The sequence below is a fragment of the Asanoa sp. NPDC049475 genome, from assembly GCF_040676915.1.
Lineage (GTDB): Bacteria > Actinomycetota > Actinomycetes > Mycobacteriales > Micromonosporaceae > Asanoa.
On record NZ_JBFAPY010000002.1, the window covers coordinates 543,384 to 565,920 of the forward strand.

General features: G+C 72.9%; 21 protein-coding genes. 8 read left to right on the forward strand and 13 right to left on the reverse strand.

The window, feature by feature from the left end; all coding sequences use genetic code 11:
• The first annotated feature begins 42 nt into the window (after positions 1-42).
• Complete coding sequence (gene pgm, locus AB0J88_RS08715; protein ID WP_364346935.1) at positions 43-1,686, forward strand: phosphoglucomutase (alpha-D-glucose-1,6-bisphosphate-dependent); 1,644 nt, start codon at positions 43-45, stop codon at positions 1,684-1,686.
• Here the strand turns inward: pgm and AB0J88_RS08720 are convergent.
• The gene (locus tag AB0J88_RS08720; RefSeq protein ID WP_364346933.1) at positions 1,683-2,111 is read right to left on the reverse strand and encodes a DUF1810 domain-containing protein; all 429 of its coding nucleotides are present in this window, start codon (positions 2,109-2,111) and stop codon (positions 1,683-1,685) included. The genes pgm and AB0J88_RS08720 overlap by 4 nt on opposite strands.
• A gap of 125 nt (positions 2,112-2,236) precedes the next feature.
• Between AB0J88_RS08720 and AB0J88_RS08725 the strand changes: the two genes are divergently transcribed.
• Complete coding sequence (locus tag AB0J88_RS08725; RefSeq protein WP_364346931.1) at positions 2,237-2,713, forward strand: GNAT family N-acetyltransferase; 477 nt, start codon at positions 2,237-2,239, stop codon at positions 2,711-2,713.
• Here the strand turns inward: AB0J88_RS08725 and AB0J88_RS08730 are convergent.
• The 7 genes from AB0J88_RS08730 to AB0J88_RS08760 form a co-directional block, all read right to left on the reverse strand.
• On the reverse strand, positions 2,710-3,285 hold the full coding sequence (locus tag AB0J88_RS08730; protein WP_364346929.1) for a TetR/AcrR family transcriptional regulator: 576 nt from the start codon (positions 3,283-3,285) through the stop codon (positions 2,710-2,712). The genes AB0J88_RS08725 and AB0J88_RS08730 overlap by 4 nt on opposite strands.
• Before the next feature lie 44 nt (positions 3,286-3,329).
• Positions 3,330-4,568 (reverse strand): MFS transporter, encoded by a 1,239-nt coding sequence (locus tag AB0J88_RS08735; protein WP_364346927.1) that lies wholly within the window; start codon positions 4,566-4,568, stop codon positions 3,330-3,332.
• Positions 4,569-4,651: 83 nt separating this feature from the next.
• Positions 4,652-5,836: a PP2C family protein-serine/threonine phosphatase gene (locus AB0J88_RS08740; RefSeq protein WP_364346925.1), complete on the reverse strand. Its 1,185-nt coding sequence runs from the start codon at positions 5,834-5,836 to the stop codon at positions 4,652-4,654.
• On the reverse strand, positions 5,833-6,135 hold the full coding sequence (locus AB0J88_RS08745; RefSeq protein WP_364346923.1) for an STAS domain-containing protein: 303 nt from the start codon (positions 6,133-6,135) through the stop codon (positions 5,833-5,835). The genes AB0J88_RS08740 and AB0J88_RS08745 overlap by 4 nt, the downstream gene beginning before the upstream one ends.
• 4 nt (positions 6,136-6,139) lie before the next feature.
• Positions 6,140-6,664: an SsrA-binding protein SmpB gene (gene smpB, locus AB0J88_RS08750; protein WP_364346921.1), complete on the reverse strand. Its 525-nt coding sequence runs from the start codon at positions 6,662-6,664 to the stop codon at positions 6,140-6,142.
• A gap of 44 nt (positions 6,665-6,708) precedes the next feature.
• Positions 6,709-6,915 (reverse strand): hypothetical protein, encoded by a 207-nt coding sequence (locus AB0J88_RS08755; protein ID WP_364346919.1) that lies wholly within the window; start codon positions 6,913-6,915, stop codon positions 6,709-6,711.
• On the reverse strand, positions 6,915-7,697 hold the full coding sequence (locus AB0J88_RS08760; RefSeq protein WP_364346917.1) for an oxygenase MpaB family protein: 783 nt from the start codon (positions 7,695-7,697) through the stop codon (positions 6,915-6,917). The genes AB0J88_RS08755 and AB0J88_RS08760 overlap by 1 nt, the downstream gene beginning before the upstream one ends.
• A gap of 263 nt (positions 7,698-7,960) precedes the next feature.
• Here AB0J88_RS08760 and AB0J88_RS08765 point away from each other — a divergent pair, with 263 nt between their 5' ends.
• The 4 genes from AB0J88_RS08765 (at position 7,961) to AB0J88_RS08780 (ending at position 13,072) form a co-directional block, all read left to right on the forward strand.
• Positions 7,961-8,143, forward strand: coding sequence for a hypothetical protein (locus AB0J88_RS08765; RefSeq protein WP_364346915.1), 183 nt, complete (start codon positions 7,961-7,963; stop codon positions 8,141-8,143).
• A gap of 41 nt (positions 8,144-8,184) precedes the next feature.
• Positions 8,185-10,587, forward strand: a complete 2,403-nt coding sequence (gene hrpB / locus AB0J88_RS08770; protein WP_364346913.1) for an ATP-dependent helicase HrpB — start codon at positions 8,185-8,187, stop codon at positions 10,585-10,587.
• A 68-nt stretch (positions 10,588-10,655) separates the two neighbouring features.
• Positions 10,656-12,053 carry a M1 family metallopeptidase gene (locus AB0J88_RS08775; protein ID WP_364346911.1) on the forward strand — a complete coding sequence of 466 codons (1,398 nt, stop codon included), beginning with the start codon at positions 10,656-10,658 and terminating at the stop codon, positions 12,051-12,053.
• Positions 12,050-13,072: a nitronate monooxygenase gene (locus AB0J88_RS08780; RefSeq protein WP_364346909.1), complete on the forward strand. Its 1,023-nt coding sequence runs from the start codon at positions 12,050-12,052 to the stop codon at positions 13,070-13,072. The genes AB0J88_RS08775 and AB0J88_RS08780 overlap by 4 nt, the downstream gene beginning before the upstream one ends.
• 497 nt (positions 13,073-13,569) lie before the next feature.
• On the opposite strand, the gene AB0J88_RS08785 is transcribed toward AB0J88_RS08780, so the two are convergent.
• From AB0J88_RS08785 to AB0J88_RS08805, 5 genes are all read right to left on the reverse strand, one after another.
• Positions 13,570-14,652 (reverse strand): hypothetical protein, encoded by a 1,083-nt coding sequence (locus AB0J88_RS08785; protein WP_364346907.1) that lies wholly within the window; start codon positions 14,650-14,652, stop codon positions 13,570-13,572.
• 25 nt (positions 14,653-14,677) lie between these two features.
• Positions 14,678-16,126: a DHA2 family efflux MFS transporter permease subunit gene (locus AB0J88_RS08790; RefSeq protein ID WP_364346905.1), complete on the reverse strand. Its 1,449-nt coding sequence runs from the start codon at positions 16,124-16,126 to the stop codon at positions 14,678-14,680.
• Positions 16,123-16,881, reverse strand: a complete 759-nt coding sequence (locus AB0J88_RS08795) for a glucose 1-dehydrogenase (protein WP_364346903.1) — start codon at positions 16,879-16,881, stop codon at positions 16,123-16,125. The genes AB0J88_RS08790 and AB0J88_RS08795 overlap by 4 nt, the downstream gene beginning before the upstream one ends.
• A gap of 157 nt (positions 16,882-17,038) precedes the next feature.
• Entirely contained in the window at positions 17,039-17,638 is a 600-nt protein-coding gene (locus tag AB0J88_RS08800) for a helix-turn-helix domain-containing protein (protein ID WP_364346901.1), read from the reverse strand.
• Between the two features lie 74 nt (positions 17,639-17,712).
• Positions 17,713-19,161: an alkaline phosphatase PhoX gene (locus AB0J88_RS08805; protein ID WP_364346899.1), complete on the reverse strand. Its 1,449-nt coding sequence runs from the start codon at positions 19,159-19,161 to the stop codon at positions 17,713-17,715.
• A 191-nt stretch (positions 19,162-19,352) separates the two neighbouring features.
• On the opposite strand from AB0J88_RS08805, the gene AB0J88_RS08810 reads away from it, so the two are divergent.
• Both AB0J88_RS08810 and AB0J88_RS08815 read left to right on the forward strand, forming a co-directional pair.
• Positions 19,353-19,958: a VTT domain-containing protein gene (locus tag AB0J88_RS08810; protein WP_364346897.1), complete on the forward strand. Its 606-nt coding sequence runs from the start codon at positions 19,353-19,355 to the stop codon at positions 19,956-19,958.
• Positions 19,959-20,087: 129 nt separating this feature from the next.
• The gene (locus tag AB0J88_RS08815; protein ID WP_364346895.1) at positions 20,088-22,535 is read left to right on the forward strand and encodes a glycoside hydrolase family 97 catalytic domain-containing protein; all 2,448 of its coding nucleotides are present in this window, start codon (positions 20,088-20,090) and stop codon (positions 22,533-22,535) included.
• Positions 22,536-22,537 lie beyond the last annotated feature (2 nt).

Here is a 22,537-nt window from a genome sequence, read left to right on the forward strand (position 1 = left end):
CAGATCCCGGCCGGTCCGCTGGACCGGCGATACGATGCGGGCGTGTCCAACAACCCCCGCGCCGGGCAGCCGGCGGAGCCCGGTGACCTGATCGACGTCGCGGCCGTCCTCGCCGCGTACCACGAGGAGCACCCCGACCCGTCGGTTCCCGCGGAGCGCGTCGCGTTCGGCACCTCCGGCCACCGCGGCTCGAGCCTGAAGCGGGCGTTCAACGACGACCACATCGCGGCGACCAGCCAGGCGATCGTCGAATATCGCGCGGAGCAGGGCATCACCGGCCCGCTCTTCCTCGGCCGCGACACGCACGCGCTCTCCGAGCCGGCGACCGAGACGGCCCTCGAGGTGTTCGCCGCCAACGGGGTGACGGTGCTGATCGACAGCCGCGACGGGTTCACCCCGACGCCGGCCGTCTCGCACGCGATCCTCACCTACAACAAGCGCGGCCCGGCCGCCCGCGCCGACGGCGTCGTGGTCACCCCCTCGCACAACCCTCCGGACGACGGCGGCTTCAAGTACAACCCGCCGAACGGCGGCCCGGCCGACACCGACGCGACGGGCTGGATCCAGGACCGCGCCAACGAGCTGCTGGGGGCGAAGCTGGAGGGGGTGCGCCGTATTCCTTACGGCCGGGCGCGGGCGGCCGAGACCACCCAGGAGTTCGACTTCACCTCTTCCTATGTGGACGATCTGCCGTCGGTGGTCGACCTCGTGGCGATCCGCGACGCCGGCGTGCGGATCGGCGCCGATCCGCTGGGCGGCGCCAGCGTGGGCTACTGGGCGGAGATCGCCGAGAAGCACGGGCTCGACCTGACCGTGGTCAACCCGGCCGTCGACCCGCGGTTCGCCTTCATGACGCTCGACTGGGACGGCAAGATCCGGATGGACTGCTCGTCGCCGTACGCGATGGCGTCCTTGATCGCCAAACGTGATCAATATGACGTGGCCACGGGCAACGACGCCGACGCCGACCGGCACGGCATCGTCACGCCGGACGCGGGTCTGATGAACCCGAACCACTACCTGGCCGCGGCGATCGACTACCTGTTCCGCAACCGCGAGGGCTGGCCGGCCGACGCCGCGGTGGGCAAGACGCTGGTCTCGTCGTCGCTGATCGACCGCGTCGCCGCTGACCTCGGCCGCACACTGCTCGAGGTGCCGGTCGGCTTCAAGTGGTTCGTGCCCGGCCTGCTCGACGGCTCGGTCGGCTTCGGCGGCGAGGAGAGCGCGGGGGCGTCGTTCCTGCGTCGCGACGGCGGCGTGTGGACCACCGACAAGGACGGCATCCTCCTCTGCCTGCTCGCCTCGGAGATCATCGCGCGCACCGGGCGCACCCCGTCGCAGCACCACGCCGACCTGGTCGCCCGCTTCGGCAACCCCGCGTACGCCCGGGTCGACGCGCCCGCGACGCGCGAGCAGAAGGCGGTGCTGGGCAAGCTGTCGCCGTCGCAGGTGACCGCGACCAGCCTGGCCGGCGAGCCGATCACGGAGATCCTGACCGCGGCCCCGGGCAACGGAGCGGCGATCGGCGGGCTCAAGGTCACCACGGAGAACGGCTGGTTCGCCGCCCGCCCGTCGGGCACGGAAGACGTCTACAAGATCTACGCGGAGTCCTTCCTCGGCCCCGAGCACCTGGCCCGCATCCAGGAGGAAGCCCGCGGCGTGGTGGGCGCGGCCCTGGCCGCCTAGTGGAGTCGCGCTAGCGTCGCGTCGTCCTCGACCCCGCCGTAGAAGCGGTCGAGGACGGCGCGGAACACCGGCTCGGCCGGCGCGGCGTGCGCGAAGAGCGTCATCGACGAGCGCAGCTTGAGCGCGTCGACGGGGCCGAAGATCCGCACCTCGTCGTTCTCCGCTCCGTCCACGAGGATGCGGGCGCACTCGCGCAGCCGTGGGCCGAGCACCGGGTGGTCCAGGTAGGCGCGGGCCTCGTCGAGCCCGGAGATCGCGTACGCCTGCGCCATGGAACTGCGCCCGAGGCCGGCGATCTGCGGGAAGACGAACCACATCCAGTGGCTGCGCTTGCTGCCGCCGCGAAGCTCGGCGGCCGCGCGCTCGTAGGTGCCGTCCTGCGCCTCGACAAAGCGCCGTAGCTGCCACGGGTCGTCATCGCTCACCGGGCCAGCCTGGCCAGCCGTTGCCGCGAAGGTCAAGCCGCCGCGCTGCGTTGTCAGGTGCGGGCACGCCGCGGGGTGTGATCCACGAATGGCGAGTATCGTGCCCGCACTACCCTCGACGCATCATGACTTTCTCTCTGGTTGCGTTCACGGCGGATCGGGCAGCCATGGTCGCCGGGTGGGTGCGGTCGGCCGACGAGGCCGACAGGTGGTGCTCGCGGGCCGAGCACCCGTTCCCCGCCGAGGTGGTCGCCGACTGGTCCACACAGGACGACGTCGCGGCGTATCTGCTGCTCGACGGCGGTCGGCCGGTCGGCTACGGCGAGGTCTGGTCCGACGACGAGGAGGACGAGGCCGAGCTCGCCCGGCTGCTGGTCGCGCCGGGGGAGCGGGGCCGGGGCGTCGGGAAGGCGCTGACCCGGGCCCTGGCGGCGCGGGCCGGCTTCGACGACGTCTTCCTGCGGGTGAGACCGGACAACGCGGCCGCGCTGGCCACGTACCGGGCCGCGGGCTTCGCCGACGTCGCGCCGGAGCTCCAGGCGGAGTGGAACGCGCCGCAACCCCGCCCGTACACGTGGCTGCGCTGGACCGGAACGCCCTAGTCGAGGGCCGCGGCGAGGAGGGTGCGGACCAGCTCGAGGCCCGCGGCCAGGTTCGCGGTGCGGTCGTGGTCCATGCGCATGCCGACCGCGATCCCGTCGTAGATGACCTGGAGCTGCTGGCCCAGGGACTCGGGGTCGGGCGCGCCGGCCTGGCGGGACAGGTCGGTGAACAGGGCGCGTACCCAGGCGCGGTAGTCGTCGGCGGCGGACACCGACGCCGCGCCCGGGAGGGCCTCCGCCGTGGCCGAGACGAACGGGCAGCCGCGGTACTCCGGGTTCGTGAACCGGCCACCCTGGATATCGAAGACACCGATGATCTTCTCGCGGGGCGAGGCGTACGCGGTGAGTCCGTCCGCGATCCGCTTCTCGATCGCTTTGTGCCGGCCCTGCAGGTAGGCCCGGATCAGCTCGTCCTTGCTGCCGAACGTGTTGTAGAGCGTGGCCTTGGCGACGCCGGCGTGCTCGATCACCCGGTCGATGCCGACGACGTGGACGCCCTCGCGGTAGAACAGCTCGTCCGCCGACGCCAGCAGTCGTTCGCGGGCCGAGGGCCGCCGGGTGGTCACCGCCATCTCACGCACCGCCTTTCACCAAGACCTTCGCCATCGTACGTTCGTCAGCCGGCTGCCTGGATCCTCGGTGCGCGGCGGCGCATCAGCGCCAGGCCGGCGAGCGCCGCCAGCACGATCACCGCGATTCCGTACTCCCGAGCGGTGTCGAGCAGGCCGCCGGCGTGCACCACCAGGTAGCCCGCGATCACGGCTGGGACGCCCAGGCCCAGGTAGGACACCACGTACAGCAGGGCGAGCACGCCGGCGCGCTCGTGCGCGGCGACCAGCGGCACCACGATCCGGATCGCGCCCTGGAAGCCGCTGCCGAAGCCGATGCCGGCCACGCCGGTCGCGATCAGGAAGGCCACGGTGGAGCCGGCGGAGATCGCGAACAGGGAACCCGTGACGCCGACGATGAGGCCCACGATGCCGACCGCGAGCGCGGTCCTGGCCGGGCGCTTGTCGATGGCGAGCACGCTCAGCGCGGCCACCGCCGCCAGCACGAACAGGCCGAGTCCGCCGTAGACCGCCGACGTGGAGCCGGCCAGCCCGCGGACCAGGGACGGGCCGAGCGAGGCGTAGAAGCCGGCCAGCGCCCACACCGCGAACAGCACCGGCGCCGCGATCGCGACCGGGCCGCGGACTTGGCGGGGCAGCTTGACCTCGGGGATCAGCGAGTGCCGGGCGCCGGGGGCGCGGGTGACCGTCTCGGGCATCAGGGCGACGCCGACCGCCTGCACGAGGATCACGCCGAGCAGCGCCAGGTAGATCAGGTGGGTCGGCGCCGGCAGGAACTGGACGACCAGGGCGGACAGAAGTGCGCCGCCGCCGGTGCCGATGCCGGGCGCGACCGCGTTGGCGGTGGTGCCGCGGGCGCGGTCGATGTCGAGCATTCCCGCGCCGAGCGCGGCCAGCGCCGCACCGGTGGCCAGGCCCTGGACGACCCGGGCGGCGAGCAGCTCGGGCACGCCGCCGGCGAACGCGAACACCACCAGGGCGGCCGCCTGCACCAGCAGCGCCACGAGCAGGACCGGCCGTCTCCCGACGTGGTCGGAGAGCCGGCCGAAGACGAGCAGGGACAGCAGCACGGCGACCGCGTACACGCCGAACACGACCGTCGTGGTCATCGGGGAGAAGCCCCACTCGGCCTGGTAGGTCGCGTAGAGCGGGGTCGGCGCGCTGGATGCCGCGAGCAGCGACACGACGATGGACGCGAGCAGGACGAGCGAGCTGGTGCGTCCGAGGCGTCTGATGGCGGGGGGACGGGTCCGTGGCCGCTGCGTGACGGTGACGGAGTGACTCACGGATACTCCCTGGGTAGACCGGTCTGTCTATTGCACGGCCAACGCTAGACAGACCGGTCTACTCCGTCAACGTGATCCCCGTCTTACGGGACGGCCCGGCTGGCGGCCGCCTCCGACCACTCGAGCAGGACCAGGGTGGCGTCGTCATGGGGCGGCCCGGCCTGGTGGTCGATCACCGCGTGCGACAGGCGACGCAACGTCTCCGGCGCCGGCAGGTCGGCGTCGGCCACGCTCTCGGCCAGCGCGACCAGCCGGTCCAGGCCGAACTGAACACCGTCGTGGTCGCGGGCCTCGGTCACCCCGTCGGTGTAGAGCAGCAGCCGGTCGCCGGGCTCGAAGCTGGTCTCCGCCAGGCTCGTCGGGCCCCCGAGGACGCCCAGTGGCGTGCGGCCGCCTCCGTCGAGCGTCCCGACCGCCTGCCCGGCGCGGAACAGGACCGGCGGCGGGTGGCCCGCGTTGACGTAGCGCAACCGGCCGTCGGCCAGGGAAAGGTCGGCCAGGACCGCGGTGACGAAGCGCGCGTCCGTGAACTCGTCGGCCAGGACCCGGTCGACGGCCGTCGCGATCTCGGTGAGGCCGGCGTCGGCGACCCGGTGCGCCCGGGCCGCGCCCAGTGCGGCGGCCGTGGCCAGGCCCGCCCGCATCCCCTTGCCCACCGCGTCGTAGATCGCCAGGCGAACGGTGTCACCGTCCACGGCGTAGTCGAAGGCGTCGCCGCCCACGTCGTAGCACGGCTCCAGCACCGCCGTGATCACCATCTGCCGGTTCGCGAACGTCAGCGGCGGCAGCAGCCTCCACAGCAGCTCCGCGGCCGGTGTCATCGGCGCTGACCGGCGTACCCGCTCCAGGTCGTCGCCGTACTGGGTCTTGGCGGTGATCAGGTGACCGACCATGCCGGCGACCAGGCGGCATCCGGCGAGCACCGGGTACGGGTCCGCGCCGGGCGGTGGCACGACCCGCAGGACGCCGAGCCGCTCGGTGCCGTTGACGACCGGCACCCAGGCCGGCGGCCCCGGCACGCTCCGGCCGATGGTGAACGCCTCGCCGGCCGCGCTGCCGTCGACCGGCTCCGGACCGCCCGGGACGGGCGGCAAGGGCCGCAGGGCGCGCTGTTCGTAGTCGACCAGGTAGAGCACGGCCTGCACGCCGGTCGGCGCCACCGCCTCGGCGACCAGGGCCCCGAGCTCGGCCGGCCCGGTCCGGTGACCGGCCTCGACGAGGGTCGCCAGGACCGTGTGCCAGCTGTCCGGCGCGTTGGCCACCGTCATGCGGACGGGAGGCCGAACAGCGGGGCGACCTGGGTCAGCCGCAGCACCTGGGCGACGATCGGCTGGGGGTCGCGCACGGTCAGCCGGACCTCCAGCCGCAACGCCTCGTTGCGGGCCTGCAGGAGGGCGCGTACCCCGCTCGAGTCGAGGAAGGGCACCTCGGAGAGGTCGACGACGACTGAGTCGGCGCCGGTCTTCAGGGCTGCGACGATCGTGCGCTCCACCTCGAGATGGGTGTCGAGGTCGACATCGCCACGCAGGCGGATCACGGTCTCCTTGTCAGGCTGCTCCTCGGTCACCGGGTCAGCGTAGGTCACCTCGTGCCCGCCGGCCCTTCAACCGTCGCCCCAGTTCGCGGGCGATCTCCCGGTTGGCGTCGCGCTGGGCCAGGACCTGGCGTTTGTCGTATTCGCGGCGGCCCCGGGCGATGCCGAGCTCGACCTTGGCCCAGCCGTTCTCGATATAGAGCGCGAGCGGCACCAGGGTCAGCCCCGGCTCGCGGATCTTGTCGAGGATGCGGTGGATCTCGGACCGGTGCAGGAGCAGCTTGCGGATCCGCCGCGGCCCGTGCGCCGACCAGCCGCGCATGCCGTATTCCGCGATGTGCAGGCCGTGGAGATGCAGCTCACCGTCGCGTTCCTGGGCGAACGCCTCGGCCAGCGAGGCGTGCCCGAGCCGCAGCGACTTGACCTCGGTGCCGAGGAGCACGAGCCCGGCCTCGTACGTCTTGAGGATCTCGTACTCGTGACGGGCCTTCTTGTTCGACGCGACCATCCTGCGTGGCGTCTCCCGGCGCGCCCGCTCCGGGCGTGGCGTGTCGCGGCTCATGGCCGATCAGTCTGCCAGCGGAACACGCCGGGCACCCGTGATTATCAGCGCTCGCGGAAGCCGTCGCGCATGCGGCGGAAGAACCCGCCCTCGCGCGGCAGCGCCGGAGCTGCCGGCACCGGACGGCTGGCCCGGCGGGCCACCGGCTGGTCGTAGTCGGTGTTGGCGATCGCGTCGATGACCTGGGCCTCGGTGAAGTCCTCGGAGCCCGGGATCCTGGGCACGAACCCGACCAGCATGCCGTCGCGCATCACCTGCGCCTCCAGCCCGGCGGTGCCGTCGGTGTCCCAGAGGGCCTCGCGATCGCCAGGCAGCACCACCCGGACGCCGGTCTCGGAACGGCCGGCGCTGGCCTGCGCCATGTGTGCGGGAACACCCCGGTCGCGGAGGGCGTCGACCACCCGGCGGGCACGGTTCTCGTCCATGCCCTGCAACGTAGCGCGGGCCGGTGTGAATCGGCTGAAAGCGGGCCGGTGTGAAGCTGAAGACACCCTGAGGACTCGTCAGTCGCATGAGGCGTGCGCCACTCCCGCTCGATCGCGGCCGCGTGGGCGTCGGGTCGCAGCCGCGTGCGGTCGAACTCGTCGAACCAGCGCTCCAGCGAAGCCAGCGAGTCGGGGATGCCCGCGATGTCCATGTGCTCGCCCAGCTCGCGGTAGAACCGGTAGGTGGCCTCGCGCTCGTGACAGCAGGGCCGGCGCCAGCCGTAGCGGTCGAGCCAGCGCAACGGGACGACGGTCAGGCAGGCCAGGACGTAGACGAACTCCTCGGCCGGGACGCCGCGGTGCGGCCGGTGCAGCTGGTTCATCCGGCGAATCGCGGCCCGGCCGCGCGGGTGCTCGAAGCCGTGCAGCACGATCTCGAACATCAGCAGCGCGGTGTCGTCGACCCGCCGATGCGTGCGCTCGGTCAGCTCGCCGGTGCAGGCGAGAACGGCCGCGACGGTCGGGGTCGAGAACGTGCGGTTGAACGCCAGGTTGAGCGCGAGCTTGAGGTCCCACGGAAGCTCGAGGTCCGCCTTTGACCTGGACAAGGCCGTGATCGACGTGCCGCCCCACCCGTTCGGCCATCGTCTGTCACAATGAGTACGGTCGGCCGACGAAGACGTCGCGCTGCGCAGGACTCCCGCGAGCGCGTCGATGCCCCTTCGCACCCGGAGCCGGCACCTCGCAACGCGACGACGCTGTCAGCAGCAGCGCGACGACCACGGCCACAGCCAACGGCGCCACCAGCACACGCACGGCGATCGCACGCCGGTGGGCCGATCTCCAGTGAAACCACGCAACGAGGACCTTGATGACACCGAACCACGACCACGCGAGTCTCTTCCTGGCGGCGGACACCCCTGCTCCCGAAGCCTCCGACGAGGCCGGGCAGGTTGCCGAAGCCGGGGCCGAGGCGATGCGCCAGCTGCGCGACCCGTTCGCGGTGCGGCCGGAGAAGACCACGGAGCGCGTCACGCCCGCCGCGACCGCCTAGCCGTCCGCCAGGCATGGTCGGGCACCCGACAAGATGGTGCCGTGCTGCCCCCCGAGCCTGACCTGCCGATCCGCCGTGTTCTGCCGCGGGTGCGGGAGGCGTTGGACGGGCACGGCAGTGCCGTGCTCGTCGCGCCGCCCGGCACCGGCAAGACCACGCTCGTGCCGCTCGACCTCGCCGGTCACGGCCGGGTGCTGATCGCCGAGCCGCGGCGCCTCGCTACCCGGGCCGCCGCCCGGCGGATGGCCGCGCTGCTTGGCGAACGGGTCGGCGAGCGCGTCGGGTACGCCGTGCGCGGCGAGCGTCGCAGTGGCCCTGCCACCCGCGTCGAGGTCGTCACCACCGGCCTGCTGGTGCGGCGGCTCCAGCACGACCCCGGCCTGGAGGGCGTCGACACCGTCATCCTCGACGAGTGTCACGAGCGGCATCTCGACTCGGACCTCGCGCTGGCGTTCTGTGTCGACGTGCGCGCCAACCTGCGGCCCGACCTGCGCCTGCTGGCCACCTCGGCGACCGCCGACACGACCCGGCTGGCCGAACTGCTCGGCCCGACCGTCACCGCCGACGACGCGCTGCACCCCGTCGACGTGGTCTTCGTGCCACCGTCCAAGGTGGATCCGCCGCGCGGGCTGCGGGTGGACCCGCGGCTGCTCGACCATGTCGCCGCCACCACCCACCGGGCGTTCGCCGAGCGGGACGGGGACGTCCTGGTGTTCCTGCCGGGTGCCGGTGAGATCGCCTCGGTCGCCGAGCGGCTGCGTGACCTGCCCGTGTGGACGCTGCTCGGCCGCCAGGACGCCGCCGAGCAGGACGCGGTGCTGCGCCCTTCCACGCGACGCCGGATCGTGCTGGCCACCGCGGTCGCCGAGAGCAGCCTGACCGTCCCGGGCGTACGCGTCGTCGTCGACGCCGGGCTCTCCCGGGTGCCGCGCACCGACCACGCCCGCGGGCTGGGCGCCCTGGTCACGGTGCCGGTCTCGAAGGCGGTCGCCGAGCAGCGCGCCGGTCGGGCGGGGCGCGAGGCGCCGGGAACCGTCTACCGCTGCTGGTCGCAGGCGGCTCAGGACCGGCTGCCGGCGTTCCCCGAGCCCGAGATCGCGGCCGCCGACCTCACGGGGTTCGCCCTCGACCTCGCGCTCTGGGGCGCGCCGGGCGGGCAGGGGCTGGCCCTGCCCGAGGCGCCTCCGGCCGGGCCGATGACGGTCGCGACCGAGACGCTGCGGGCGCTCGGCGCGCTCGACGGAGACGGCCGGGTCACCGACCGTGGCCGGCGGATCGCCGGGGTCGGCACGCATCCCCGGCTGGCCCGGGCGCTGCTCGACGGCGCGCCGGTGGTCGGCGCCGACCGGGCCGCCGAGGTCGTCGCCCTGCTCGACCGCGAGAGCGCCACCGAGGACCTGGTGGCGGGCTGGCGCCGCGTGCGCGGTGACGCCGTCTACCAGCGGGAGGTCAGGCGGCTGCGCGCTGACCTCGGCACCGTGCGCGGCGGCTCGCGGCTGCCGGACGACCTCGCCGCCGGGTTGCTGGTCGGGCTGGCCTACCCGGAGCGGCTGGCCAAGGCCCGTGGCGCCGGCGCGTCCGCGTACCTGATGAGTGGCGGGACCGCCGCCGACCTGACGCCGGGTTCGCCGCTGGCCGGCTCCGACTGGCTGGCCGTCGCCGCCGCGGACCGCCCGCCGGGCCGCGCCTCCGCCCGGATCCGCTCGGCCGTCGTCATCGACGAGGCGACCGCGCGGGAGGCCGGCGCGGCGCTGGTCGACACGCGCGAAGAGGTGGCCTGGTCCGGCGGCGACATCGTGGCCCGCCGGGTGGAGCGCCTCGGCGCGATCCCGCTCGTCGAGCGTCCACTGTCGGCAGCGCCGGTCGACCTCGTCGCCGCCGCGCTGCGCGACGGGCTCGCCAAGGAAGGACTCGGGTTGCTGCGCTGGGACAAGGCGGCGGTCGCGCTGCGGCAGCGGCTGGCCTTCGCCCGGCAGGCGCTCGGCGATCCGTGGCCCGACGTGAGCGACACGGCGTTGCTCGACAGCGTCGCCGACTGGCTCGGCCCGGAGCTGGCCCGGGCGCGGCGTCGCGCCGACCTCGCCCGCGTCGACGTCGCCGCCGCTCTGCGCCGGCTGCTGCCGTGGCAGGTCGCCGGTCGGCTGGAGGCGGTCGCGCCCGAGCGGGTCGCCGGGCCGGGGGAGCGCAGGCTGCGCGTCGACTACACCGACCCGGAGGCGCCGGTCGTCGCGCTCAAGGTGCAGGAGGCGTTCGGCTGGCGCGACACGCCGACGGTCGCCGAGGGTCGCGTACCCGTGCTGCTGCACCTGCTCTCGCCCGCCGGCCGGCCCGTCGCGGTGACCCGCGACCTGGCGTCCTTCTGGCGCACCGGCTACCCGCAGGTGCGGGCCGAGCTGCGCGGGCGGTATCCCAAGCATGCCTGGCCGGCCGATCCGACGGCCTGATCGTTGCTGGATTTCTCCTGTGGACCGATGCGAGGATCGGCTGGCAGCTCTCGATGAGGAGGACCGCCTTGCCGTCTGTCCTGTTGCGACGTGCCGCCACCGCTGCCGTCGCCGCCTTGACCGCGCTCGCCGTCGCCACCCCGGCTCTCGCCGGAGGTGGCTCGACCATCGGCTCGCCTGGCCTCGGCGACCCGTACTTCCCGCTGGCCGGCAACGGCGGCTACGACGTGCGGCACTACGCGCTCGACCTCGACTACAACCGCACCGGCAACCACCTCGACGGCACCGCCGTGATCACCGCTCGGGCCACCCAGAACCTCACCCGGTTCGACCTCGACCTGCGCGGCTTCGGGATCAGCTCGCTGCGCGTCGACGGCGCCAGGGCCACGTTCACCCGCGACGGCCAGGAGCTGATCGTCACCCCGAGGAAGATGCTGCGCGCCGGGCGTACGTTCACCGTGCGCGTCGACTACGCCGGTGAGCCGACCGAGGTGATCGACCCGGACGGCAGCAGCGAGGGCTGGGTCACCACGCCCGACGGGGCCTTCGTGGTCAACGAGCCGCAGGGCTCGCCCGGCTGGTACCCGGCCAACGACAACCCCCGCGACAAGGCGACCTACGAGTTCGCGATCACCGTGCCCAAGGGCATCACCGCGATCGGCAACGGCCGGCTGATCGGCAAGCACGACCACAACGGCAGGACGACCTGGCGCTGGCGCGAGGACTCGCCGATGGCGCCGTACCTGGCGACCGCCACCAACGGCGTCTTCGAGCTGCGGGTCAGCAAGGTCGGACGGATCCCGCTCTACCACGCGGTCGACCCCGTCGAGGTGCCCAAGGGCGCGTTCGAGCGGCTCGCGGCCGAGGCCGAGATCATCACGTTCTTCTCGAAGGTGTACGGGCCGTACCCGTTCAGCAGCGGCGGCGGCATCGTCGACCACGCGCCCGAGGTCGGCTACGCGCTCGAGTCGCAGACCAAGTCGCAGTACGACGAGACGCCGGGCGCCGGCACGGTGGTGCACGAGATCGCCCACCAGTGGTTCGGCAACAGCGTGAGCCTGACGGTGTGGCCCGACATCTGGCTCAACGAGGGCTTCGCGGCCTGGTCGGAGTGGTACTACGACGAGCGGCACGGCGGCGACACCGCGCAGCAGTCGTTCGACGCGTCCTTCGCCCGGCCGGCGACGAGCTCGTTCTGGACCCGCCCACCGGCCAACGTCGGCGGACCGGCGGTCATGTTCAGCTCCCCGGTCTACGATCGAGGTGCGATGACACTGCAGGCCCTCCGCGTGAAGATCGGTGACAAGGCGTTCTTCGCCCTGCTCCGCGACTGGTACGCCCACAACCGCGACAGCAACGTCACCACGGCCGACTTCGTCCGGCTGGCCGAGAAGCGCGGCCACCAGGAGCTCGACGCGTTCTTCCAGACCTGGCTCTACGAGCCGTCGAAGCCGACCACCTGGTGAGCACCGCCCTTCCCGACCTGGCCCTGCCGGTCGTCGCGGCGCCGATGGCCGGCGGCCCGGGCACACCGGCCTTCGTGGTCGCCGCCGGCCGGGCGGGCGGGATGGGCTTCCTCGCCGGCGGCTACCAGCCGCCGGAAGCGCTGGCGGCGGAGATCGCCATGGTCTCCGCCACCGGTCTGCCGTTCGGGGTCAACCTGTTCGCGCCGAACCCGGTGCCCGTCGACCCGGCGGCCTACCGGGGCTACGCGACGCTCCTCGCACCCGAGGCGGCCCGGTTCGGGGTGGAGCTTCCGCCGGACCCGGTCGTCGACGACGACGCCTGGCGGGCCAAGCTCGAGGTGCTCCAGCAGTGGCCGGCCCCGCTGGTCAGCTTCACCTTCGGCCTGCCACCCGCGCCCGACCTGGCGCTGCTGCGGGCGACCGGCGCCGTGCTGGCCCAGACGGTGACGTCGGTGACCGAGGCCCGCGCGGCAGCCGCCGCCGGCCTGGACGTGCTGGTCGTGCAGGCCGCGGCCGGCGGCGGGCACTCGGGCACCTTCACGCCGGAGCGGGCCGTGCCGATGGTGCCGTTGCCCGCCCTGGTCGCGGAGATCTGCTCCGCCGTTTCGCTGCCGCTGATCGCCGCCGGCGGTGTGGGCACCGCCGCCGACGTCGCCGCCGCGCTGGGTGCCGGCGCGACGCTGGTCGCGGTCGGCACGACGCTGCTGCGCGCGACCGAGGCCGGCACGTCCGCCACGCACCGCGCCGCTTTGGCCGACCCGGCCCGCACCACGACGGTGGTCACCCGGGCGTTCACGGGCCGACCGGCCCGCGGCCTGCGCAACGACTTCACGGACCGCTACAGCGCCCTGGCCCCGGCGGGCTACCCGGCCCTGCACACCCTGACCCGCCCGATCCGCCGCGCGGCGGCCGCCGCCGGCGACCCGGAACGCCTGCATCTGTGGGCCGGCACGGGCTTCCGGCACGCCACCGACGAACCGGTCGCGACGATCCTGGCCCGACTGGCATCAGCGGCCTAGGTCGTGGCCGCACCGGTCAGCGTCTTGAGGTCGCGGGCGGTGATCGAGAACGAGAGGCCGTTCGACGGCTCGTCGGTGCGGGTCGCCAGGACGGCGTCCGCGGTGCCGAGGAGGGACGTCTCGACGCGGACGATCCGTCGTTCGCCTCTAGGGTCGTCGCGACCACCTCAACGTGACGACGCAGTTCGCCGAGTCGCTGCCGACGGAGGACCAACCCGCGCCGGTCATCTGGTACGACCGGTCGAAGGCCAAGCGGTGAGCGACGCGACCGTCCAGATCGGACTGACGGCGTGGTCGGCCCTGAACCCGTTCGGTGAGCCGACCGCCTTCGTGCTGGTGCACCCGATCTCCGCCGAGGACGACGGGACCTTCGCCGACGCGGTGGCGGGCCTGGGGATGCGGCGCCTGGACTCCGACGGGGACATCCTGCCCATCGGCACCGACACGCTGTACGCGATGCGGGTCGAACTGTGCGGGCCGGACGGCTGTGGCGTTGGTCAAGATCCGGGTTCGGTTCGACCGGAGCTGACCGGCCGCCCGAGCACCAGGGTCGCGGCGGCGAACACCGCCACGCTCGAGACGCACCAGATGGCGAGCTTGCCGGCGGTCCAGGCGGCCGAACCGGCGGGGAAGTAGACCACCGACCGGATCACGTCGGCACCGAGGCCGGGCAGGTCCCACTCGTGGATGCCGCGGAAGAAGCCCGGCAGGAACTCGGGCGGGTAGATGCCGCCGGACCCGGGGTTGCCCAGCACCACCACCAACATGATGATCAGCGTGGTGCCGACGCGGGCGAGCCAGCTCTGCACAGCGGCGGCGAAGAGCGCGGCGGCGAACGCCAGCAGCATCCCGACCGCGAAGAGTCCGAACAGGTTCTGGTGCCAGATGCCCAGTCCCGGACCGACGATCAGGGTCCCGGCGAGCGCGAGCAGCAGCGCGTGCAGAGCGAGGCCGGCGACGCGCACGCCGGCCCGGCCGATGGTCCGCGGCACGGTGCCCAACGCCAGGCTCAGCGCGATGCCGCCGAAGTAGCCGCCGATCACGAGGCCGATCGCGAGGTAGAACGGCACCACGCCGCGTGGGTCGTCCGGGTCGACGGGCACGGCGTCGGTCACGGAGAGCGGCACGCCCGCGCGGCGGGCCGCCACGGCCAGGATCGCGGCCGTCGCGGTGGTGGCGGTCGGCCCGGCGGCGGTGGCCACGGTCAGCGTCAATCCGGCGGGTGCGCTGGTGAGCGCCGAGTAGACGTCGCCGCGGCGCACCGCCTGGTCCGCGTCGCCGGCGGTCCCGTAGTCGACGGCCCGCAGCTGGGGAGCGGTCGCGGCCAGCAGGGCCTTCGCGGTCTGGTCGCCGCGCACCACACCGACGGGCACGCCGTGCGGCTTGGGGTTGTGCAGAGCGCCGACGAACGCGGCGATGAAACCCACCCCGACGAGCAGGGCGAGCAGCAAGGGGCCGGCGCCGGCGATGATCGCCTTCCGCAGCGGCACCAGTGGACGCGGTTCGCGCCGCGGGCGGAACGCACCGACGATCTCCTGGGCGGTGATCCGCCACCACCGGCCCGGCTCAGTCCCGCCCATTTCATGATGATATGGGCGGGATCACCTAATGAACGGCCACGAGGTCCGGAGCGTCTTCCGCGGCCGGGGTGTGCCGTGGCGACCCGGCGTTCACCAGGACCGCGGTGGCCAGGGCCGCGGCGACGACGACCGCGGTGGCCAGCCAGTAGGCCAGCGAGAAGCCGTGCACTTGCGCCTCGGCCGCGGTGGCCCCTCCGTGCGACACCAGGTACGCGGCGGCCGAGCCGGTCGCGACCGTGTTCAGCAGGGCGGTCCCGATCGAGCCGCCGACCTGCTGCGAGGAGTTGATCAGCGCGGACGCCACGCCGGCGTCCCGCGGCGCGACGCCGTGGGTCGCGACGCTCATCGCCGGCATGAGCGCCGTCCCGACGCCCAGGCCGACGACGGCCTCGGCGACCCCGATCTCGAGGAAGCCGCTGCCACTGTCGAGGAGGGCGAGCAGCACTAGCCCGACCGCCGTGACGAGATAGCCGCCGACCATGATCGGCTTCGGAGACACGCGATGCGCGAGCCGCGCCCCGACCTGTGTCGCCCCGACGACCTGTGCCACGGCCATCGGCATGAAGGCCAAACCCGCCACCACCGGCGACCAGCCCTTGACCTGCTGGAAGTAGTAGCTCAGCAGCAGGAACATCCCGAACATGCCGACCGCGACAAGAGCGACCGAGAGGTACGCGGCCGCCCGGTTGCGCTCGGTCAGCACCCGCAGCGGAAGCAACGGCGACGCCACCCTCGCTTGCACGGCGATGAACCCGGCCAGCAGCAGGACGCCGACGGCGAACGACGCGACGGTCATGGCGCCGGTCCAACCGTCACTCTCGGCGCTGCTGAACCCGTAGACCACGGCGACGAGGCCGAAGCTGGCCAGCAGGACGCCGCGAACGTCGAGGCGGGCGCGGTGCCGCTCGGCCGTGTCGTGAACCGTCGGTATGGCGCCGAGGATGCCGATGACGGCGATCGGCACGAGCACGAACATCGAGAACCGCCAGCTCAGGTACTCGGTGAGCAGGCCGCCGGCGATGAGGCCGACGACACCGCCTGCGACGGAGACCGCGCTGAAGACGCCGAACGCCGTCGCCCGTTCCCGCGGCCGGGTGAACGACAGCGAGATCAGCGACAGGGCCGCCGGTGCCAGCAGGGCCGCGAAAACACCCTGCGCCGCCCGGGCGATCAGCAGCATCGGGGCGTTGACCGCGAGGCCACCGATCGCCGAGGCGACCGCGAAGCCGGCGAGGGCGCACAGGAACACCCGCTTGCGCCCGAGCATGTCGCCGATCCGGCCGCCGACGAGCAGGAGCGCGCCGAACGCCAGGCCGTACGCGGTGACCACCCACTGCCGGCTGCCGTCGGAGAAGTGCAGGGCCTGCTGCGCCGAGGGGAGCGCGATGTTCATCACGGCCGAGTCGAGCACGACCATCAGCTGGGCGATGGAAATGAAGAAAAGGGCCTTCCACCGCCGGGAGGCGGGCGTCATGCGGCGGTCAGCCCGCCGTCGATGGCGAGCGCGGCACCTGTGATGAACGCGGCCTCGTCGCTGAGCAGGAAGGCCGCGAACGCGGCGAGCTCCGCCGGCTGGCCGATCCGGCCCACCGGGTGCATCGCGTTGGCGAGCTCGAGGGCCTCCGCGGGGTTCGCGCCCATGTTGCGCCGCAGCAGCGGGGTGTCGACGCCGCCGGTGACCAGCGCGTTGATCCGTACGCCCGTGGTCGCCACGTCGAGTGCGGCCGACCGCGTGAGCCCGACGACGCCGTGCTTGGCGGCGCCGTACGCGGCCAGGCCCGCCACGCCGGTGACGCCGGTGGTCGAGGCGTTGTTGACGATCGCGCCGCCGCCCGCGGCCTGGATCGCGGGAATCTGGTACTTCAGTCCGAAGAAGACGCTGTCCAGGTTCAGCGCGAGCTCCGCGCTCCAGGCCTGGTGGTCGATCTCGGTGATCGGCCCGAGCGCGGTGGCAGCGCCGACGTTGTTGAACGCGCCGTCGAGTCGGCCGTAGTGGTCGAGCGCGCGCCGCACGAGCTTCTCGACCTCGGCCCGGGCGGTCACGTCGGTCGGCACGAAGAGCACGTCCCGCCCCGCTGAGCGCAGCTCGGCCGCGAACGCCTCGCCGGCCTCCTTGCCGCGTGCGGCCAGAACGACCCGCGCGCCCTCGGCGGCGACCCGCTCGACGACGGCCCGGCCCATGCCGGAGGTGGCGCCGGTGACCAGGATGACTTTGTCTGCGAAACGCATGGTGGGGCCCTCGATCTCGAATTCAGGCGGACGACCATCGTCCGGTTCGAGAAGCTACCCCAACGGGACGAGCATCGTCCGCTTAATCTGGGCCTGAATACGAGTGAGCCCAGCCACCCTCGAGTCGGGACGAGGGGACTGGGCGGGCTGGTGGGGCTTACGGTGCCAGCGGGGTGCGCCCGGGGGCCCGCATGCCGTCCAACAGGAGGATCAGGATGCGGCGCCAACCTTCGGGGCCGCCGTCCACACCGAGGCAGTGGTCGGTGTCCAGCGGTGCGCGGGAGCAGAGCAAGAGGTCCTGCCAGGTCACATCCGGGCGCAGGTCACCGGAGTCGTGGGCGCGCTCGGCCAGTAGCCGCACCGCGTCCTGGAGGGCGCGGGTTCGCTGCGCGATGTCGGGCGACTGCCGCTGGTCGTGGGCGGTGAACTCGGCCAGCCCGACGCTGTCGCGGTGGGCCGCGACGAGCTCGGTCATGAACTCCGTGAGTCCGTCCCACGCGTCCGGGCGTTGCAGGCAGGCCGTGGCGAGCTCCACCATCTCGTCGTACAGGCCGATCACCACGGCGTCGAGCAGGGCTTCCTTGGTGCCGAACCGCCGGTAGAGCGTGCCCACACCGACGCCGGCCGCGGTGGCGATGTCCAGCGCGGAGACTTCGAGCCCCCGCGTGGCGATCGCCGCACGCGTGGCGTCGATCAGCTGGCGCCGGTTCTGCCGCGCGTCCGCGCGAATGCTGGGCGACGTGTTCTCATCAGGCATCGGCTGAAAGCTAGCACTCGGGACGGCCCGCCGGCCGAGGGTCGGGACAGGCCCGACCCTCGGCGGCGTTCCGGTCAGCCGAGGTACTTCTCCCACGGGCCGGTGATGGCCAGGGTCAGGCCCGGGTCCTGCATGTTGACGAAGAGCACCTTGCCGTCGGCGGTGAACGTCGGGCCGCAGAACTCCGAGTCGTTGAGCTCGTTGCGGGCGATCGCGTAGGTCGGGCCGCCGGGGAACGAGCTGAGCACGTGCGACGCGCCCTCGCCGTCCTCGGCCAGCACGAGGCTGCCCCACGGCGTCACGGTGACGTTGTCCGGGCCGTCGAAGGTGAGGTCGGTGTACTTCGGCGCCGCGCCCTCCTCGGTCGTGGCCTGGTGCGGGAAGTACGTGACGAGCTGGATGGTCTGGTTCTTGAAGTTGTAGAACCACACCATGCCGTCGTGGGGCGCGGCGTCCTTCGGGAGGTCGCCCTCTTCCCAGGCGTACGAGTTGACGACGTACACGCCCTCGTCGGTCGCCCAGACGCCCTCGAACTTCTTGCCCCGGGTGACCTGGCCGTCGGCGAACTGCTCCCGCACCGGCTTCGACTGCGCGTCGCGCTCCGGCACCTCGATCCAGCGGACCGGGAACGGGCGGCCGAGCTGGGCCGAGGTCAGGTAGGCGACGTCCGGCAGCACCGAGCCGTCGTCCATGATGATCTGCATCGCGGCGAGGGTGCCGGCGTTCGGGGCGAGGCGGGTGAGCACGCCCGGGCCGAGCTTGACCCCGCGCGGCGCGGTCCAGCGGTAGAACAGGCCGTTGGGCTCGCTGGCGTCCTCGGAGAGGTAGACGCTGGCCTTGTCGTTGCCGATCGCCAGCGCCTCGTGGGCGTACCGGCCGAGGCACTTGATCGGGCGCGGGTCCGACTTGCCGTCCGAGGAGACCTCGAAGACGTAGCCGTGGTCCTTCTGGAAGACGCCCTTGCGGCCGCCGTCCGACTCCCACTCGTCGCCGGCCTGGTCGTCCGTCTCCTCGCAGGTCAGCCAGGTGTGCCACGGGGTCGGCCCGCCGGCGCAGTTGGAGACGGTGCCGGAGATGCCGACGAACTCGCCGTAGTTGCGGCCCGCGCGGTCGGTCGTGATGACCGTGCAGCCGCCGGCGTCGATCGCGCCCGGGTCGTAGACGGTGCCCTTGACGTGCGGCACGCCGTGCTCGTCGCCCGGGTCGATCTCGTGGTTCTGGATGATCGTGTAGCGGTCGCGCCCGGCGTCGAAGACGGCCATGCCGTCGTGGGAGCCCGGGGTGCGGCCCTGGCCGTGGTCGAGCTTGCTGACCCCGGTGCGGGTCACGATCGTGTACGTGAAGCCGGCCGGAAGGGCCAGGATGCCGGCCGGGTCCTTCACCAGCGGCGGGAAAGGCTTGTGGTCGTCGGACGGCCGGGGCTTGTTGGGGTGGGCCTGAGCCAGCGACGGCACAGCACCGGCCACAGCAAGGCCGACACCGGCGGCGCCGCCGGCGAGCAGGGCACGACGAGAGGTAGACACGTGTTGTTGCTCCTTGTTCCGGAGGAGAGACAACCTGAGCCAACGCTGGCAGACCGACAGCGCAACGCCATCCAGGTGAGCTGTCGGCAACGCCGACGTGAAGACTCCGGGTCCACCCCGACCGTCAGGTCCGGGGATCGACAGGGACTCTCCCGGTGCCCGGCGGCGCCCGCGTCGCGAAGGGTGGACGCATGGATGTCGTTCTCGACGCTCTGCACGCACTGATGTCCGGACCGTGGCTCTACCTGCTGGTCTTCACGCTCGCGACCCTCGACGGCTTCTTCCCGATCGTGCCGGCCGAGACCGCTGTCATCACCGCGGGCGTGTTCGCTGCGAGCGGGCAGCCCGACCTGCTGCCCCTGATCGCGGTCGCGGCCGCCGGCGCGTTCGTCGGTGACCACGTCTCGTACGCCCTCGGCCGGGCCGCCTGCCGTGGACGTTCGCCTCGGTCACGGGCGCTGACCTGGGCCCGGTCGGCCGTCGCCGAGCGCGGCGGGCTGATCCTCGTGATAGCCCGGTACATCCCCGGCGGTCGGACGGCGGTGACGCTGTCGATGGGCGCGTTACGTTATCCACGGTCGCGGTTCGCCGCGTTCGACGCCGTCGCGGCGGTCACCTGGGCTCTCTATTCGGCGCTGATCGGCTACGTCGGTGGCGCGGCCTTCGAAGACGACCCGCTCCGCGGGCTGCTGCTGGGCCTGGCGTTGGCGATGTCGGTGACCGTGGTGGTCGAGACGGTGCGGTTCGCGCACCGCCGGCGCGGTGCGCCGGCAGTGCCTGGCGCCACCCGCCGATAGGAGGCCGCCAGATCGTCGGATCGTCCATGCAACAAGTAAGAAACCCCATGTGGGCGAGCATGTCGGGACCTATACCGTCGCACCGGAACACGTCAGGTGCACGACCCGGCCGCATCACATGGAGCAGTGTTGAGCGACGAGATACGCCCTCGCCCGGTGGGCGCCGCCGTCCGGAACGCGGACGCCGGCGTGGAGCTGACCGTGACGTGGCACGGCGAGATCGTCCTCGACCGGATCCCGCTCGGCTTCGCCGTCAACGGCGTCGACGTCGGCGCGGACGCCGAGCTCGTCCGGGTCTCGGAGCGCAGGGTCGCCGACCGTTTCCGGCTTCGTTCGGGCAAGTCGGTGGGATGGCACGCGTACGAGCACCACGAGCGCGTGCACACCTTCCGCACGGGCGACGGGCTCGAATGGCAGGTCGTCGTCCGCACCGCGCGGGACGGCGTGGCGGTCCGCTACGTCCTTCCGGCCCTCGACGGCACGGCCCGCATCACGGGCGACCGCACCGCCGTCACGCTTCCGGCGAGCTCCCGCAACTGGGTGCTCGACTACCAGACCTGGTACGAGACGCCCCGATTCGCCGTCGACACGGCCGACCTGGCGCCGGGCGCGTACGGCTTCCCTTTCCTGACCCGCCTGGACGACGACCTCCACATCCTGGTCACCGAGTCCGGCATCGACGGGCGGTTCTCCGGCGCGCACGCGATCGTGGACGGCCGCCGTACGCTGCGGTTCACCCTGGCCGACGACAGCGTGGAGGTCGCCCGCGGCCCGGTCACGCCGTGGCGCGTCCTCCTCGTCGGCACCCTGCCCGACCTCGTGTCCTCGCTCCTGGTCGAGGAGCTCGCGCCGCCGGTCTCGCCGGAGCTCGACGACGCGACCTGGGTCCGGCCGGGTCGGGCCGCCTGGTCGTGGTGGTCGGACTTCTACTCCGGCGCGCAGCTCGACAAGCAGAAGCACTTCGTCGACGTCGCCGCCGACCTCGGGTGGGAGCACCTGCTCATCGACTGCGGATGGGAGGAGACCTGGGTCCCCGAGATCGTCGCCTACGCGAGCCGCCGCGGCATCCAGGTGCACCTCTGGACCATCTGGCGTGACCTCAACAGCCCCGAAGACCTGCGCAAGCTGGCGCTCTGGCGCTCCTGGGGCGTGGCCGGGATCAAGGTCGACTTCATGGAGTCCGAGTCGAAGGACCGTTACCGCTGGTACGACTCGCTCCTCACGGAGACCGCCCGGCTCGGCCTGATGGTGAACTTCCACGGCTCGGTCATCCCGCGCGGTTGGGGCCGAACCTTCCCCCAGGTCATCGGGTACGAGGCCGTCCGCGGCGCCGAGTACTACGTGTTCTTCGAGGACCAGGCGCTGACCGCGGCGCACAACGTGATCCAGCCGTTCACCCGCAACGTGGTCGGCGGCATGGACGCAACCCCGGTCGCGTTCGGCGCCCCGAACCGCACGACCAGCGACGGCCACGAGCTCGGGCTGTCGGTGGCGTTCGAAGCCGGGATCACCCACTTCGCCGACCACGTCGACGCCTACACCGACCGCCCGCTCGCGGCCCGCTTCCTGGCGGAGCTGGCGCCGGCCTGGGACGAGACGGTCCTGCTGGCCGGCGACCCCGACAGCCACGCGGTCATCGCGCGGCGGTCCGGCGACCGCTGGTTCGTGGGATGCGTCGCCACGGGGGAGGCCCGCACGATCGGCGTGCCGCTCGGCCGGCTGGAGCTCGGACCGGACGCCCAGGTGTGGATCGTCGGTGACGACGCGGCGACCGGGCTCGCGGAGCGCACCGTCACCGTCGCGGACGCGTTCACGGTCGAGGTGGCCCGCGACGGCGGCTTCGTCGCCGTGGTGGCACCGGCCGGCACCGAGCTGTTCCGGGCCGCGTCGAGGCCGACCTACGCCCCGCCTGCCGTACACCCCGAGGTGGTCGAGGTCGGCCCGGACGGTACGGCGTCACTCACGACCGACGCGGACGCCCGCCTGCGGCTGCCCCTCGGCTGGTCGGCCGAACGAGCCGGCGGGACCGGCTGGGTCATCCGTCCGGACGCGTCGCCGCGACCCGGCCACCTCGGTGTGGTCACCGTCGAGCGCGTCGGCGACGGGGTGGTTCCCGTGGTCGCTCACGCACGGGTCGTGCGTCCCCTGACGCCGGGGGACCACGCGCTGTCGGACCTCCCGATGCTCTCCTTCGCCAACGCCGACGGGCCCGTCGAGCGCGACCAGTCGAACGGCGGCGGCAACCCCCGCGACGGGCAGCGGATGCGGGTCGCGGGCCAGGAGTTCGAGCGCGGTCTCGGCATGGCGCCGCCCTCCGAGGCCCGCTTCCACCTCGGCGGCCGGGCCGAGATGTTCACCGGCGCCGTCGGCGTCGACGACGAGTCGACCGGACGCGCCAGCGTGACCGTGCTCGCCGACGGGCTCGAGGTCTTCACCGCCGTCGTCGAGGCGGGCAAGCCCGTCACGACCTTCAGCCTCCCGATCGCCGGAGTGCGGACGCTGTGCCTGCGCGGCGAGACCGCGACGCCCGGCGTGCACGTCGACTGGGTCGACACCACCATCCACGTCCCGTTCTGAAC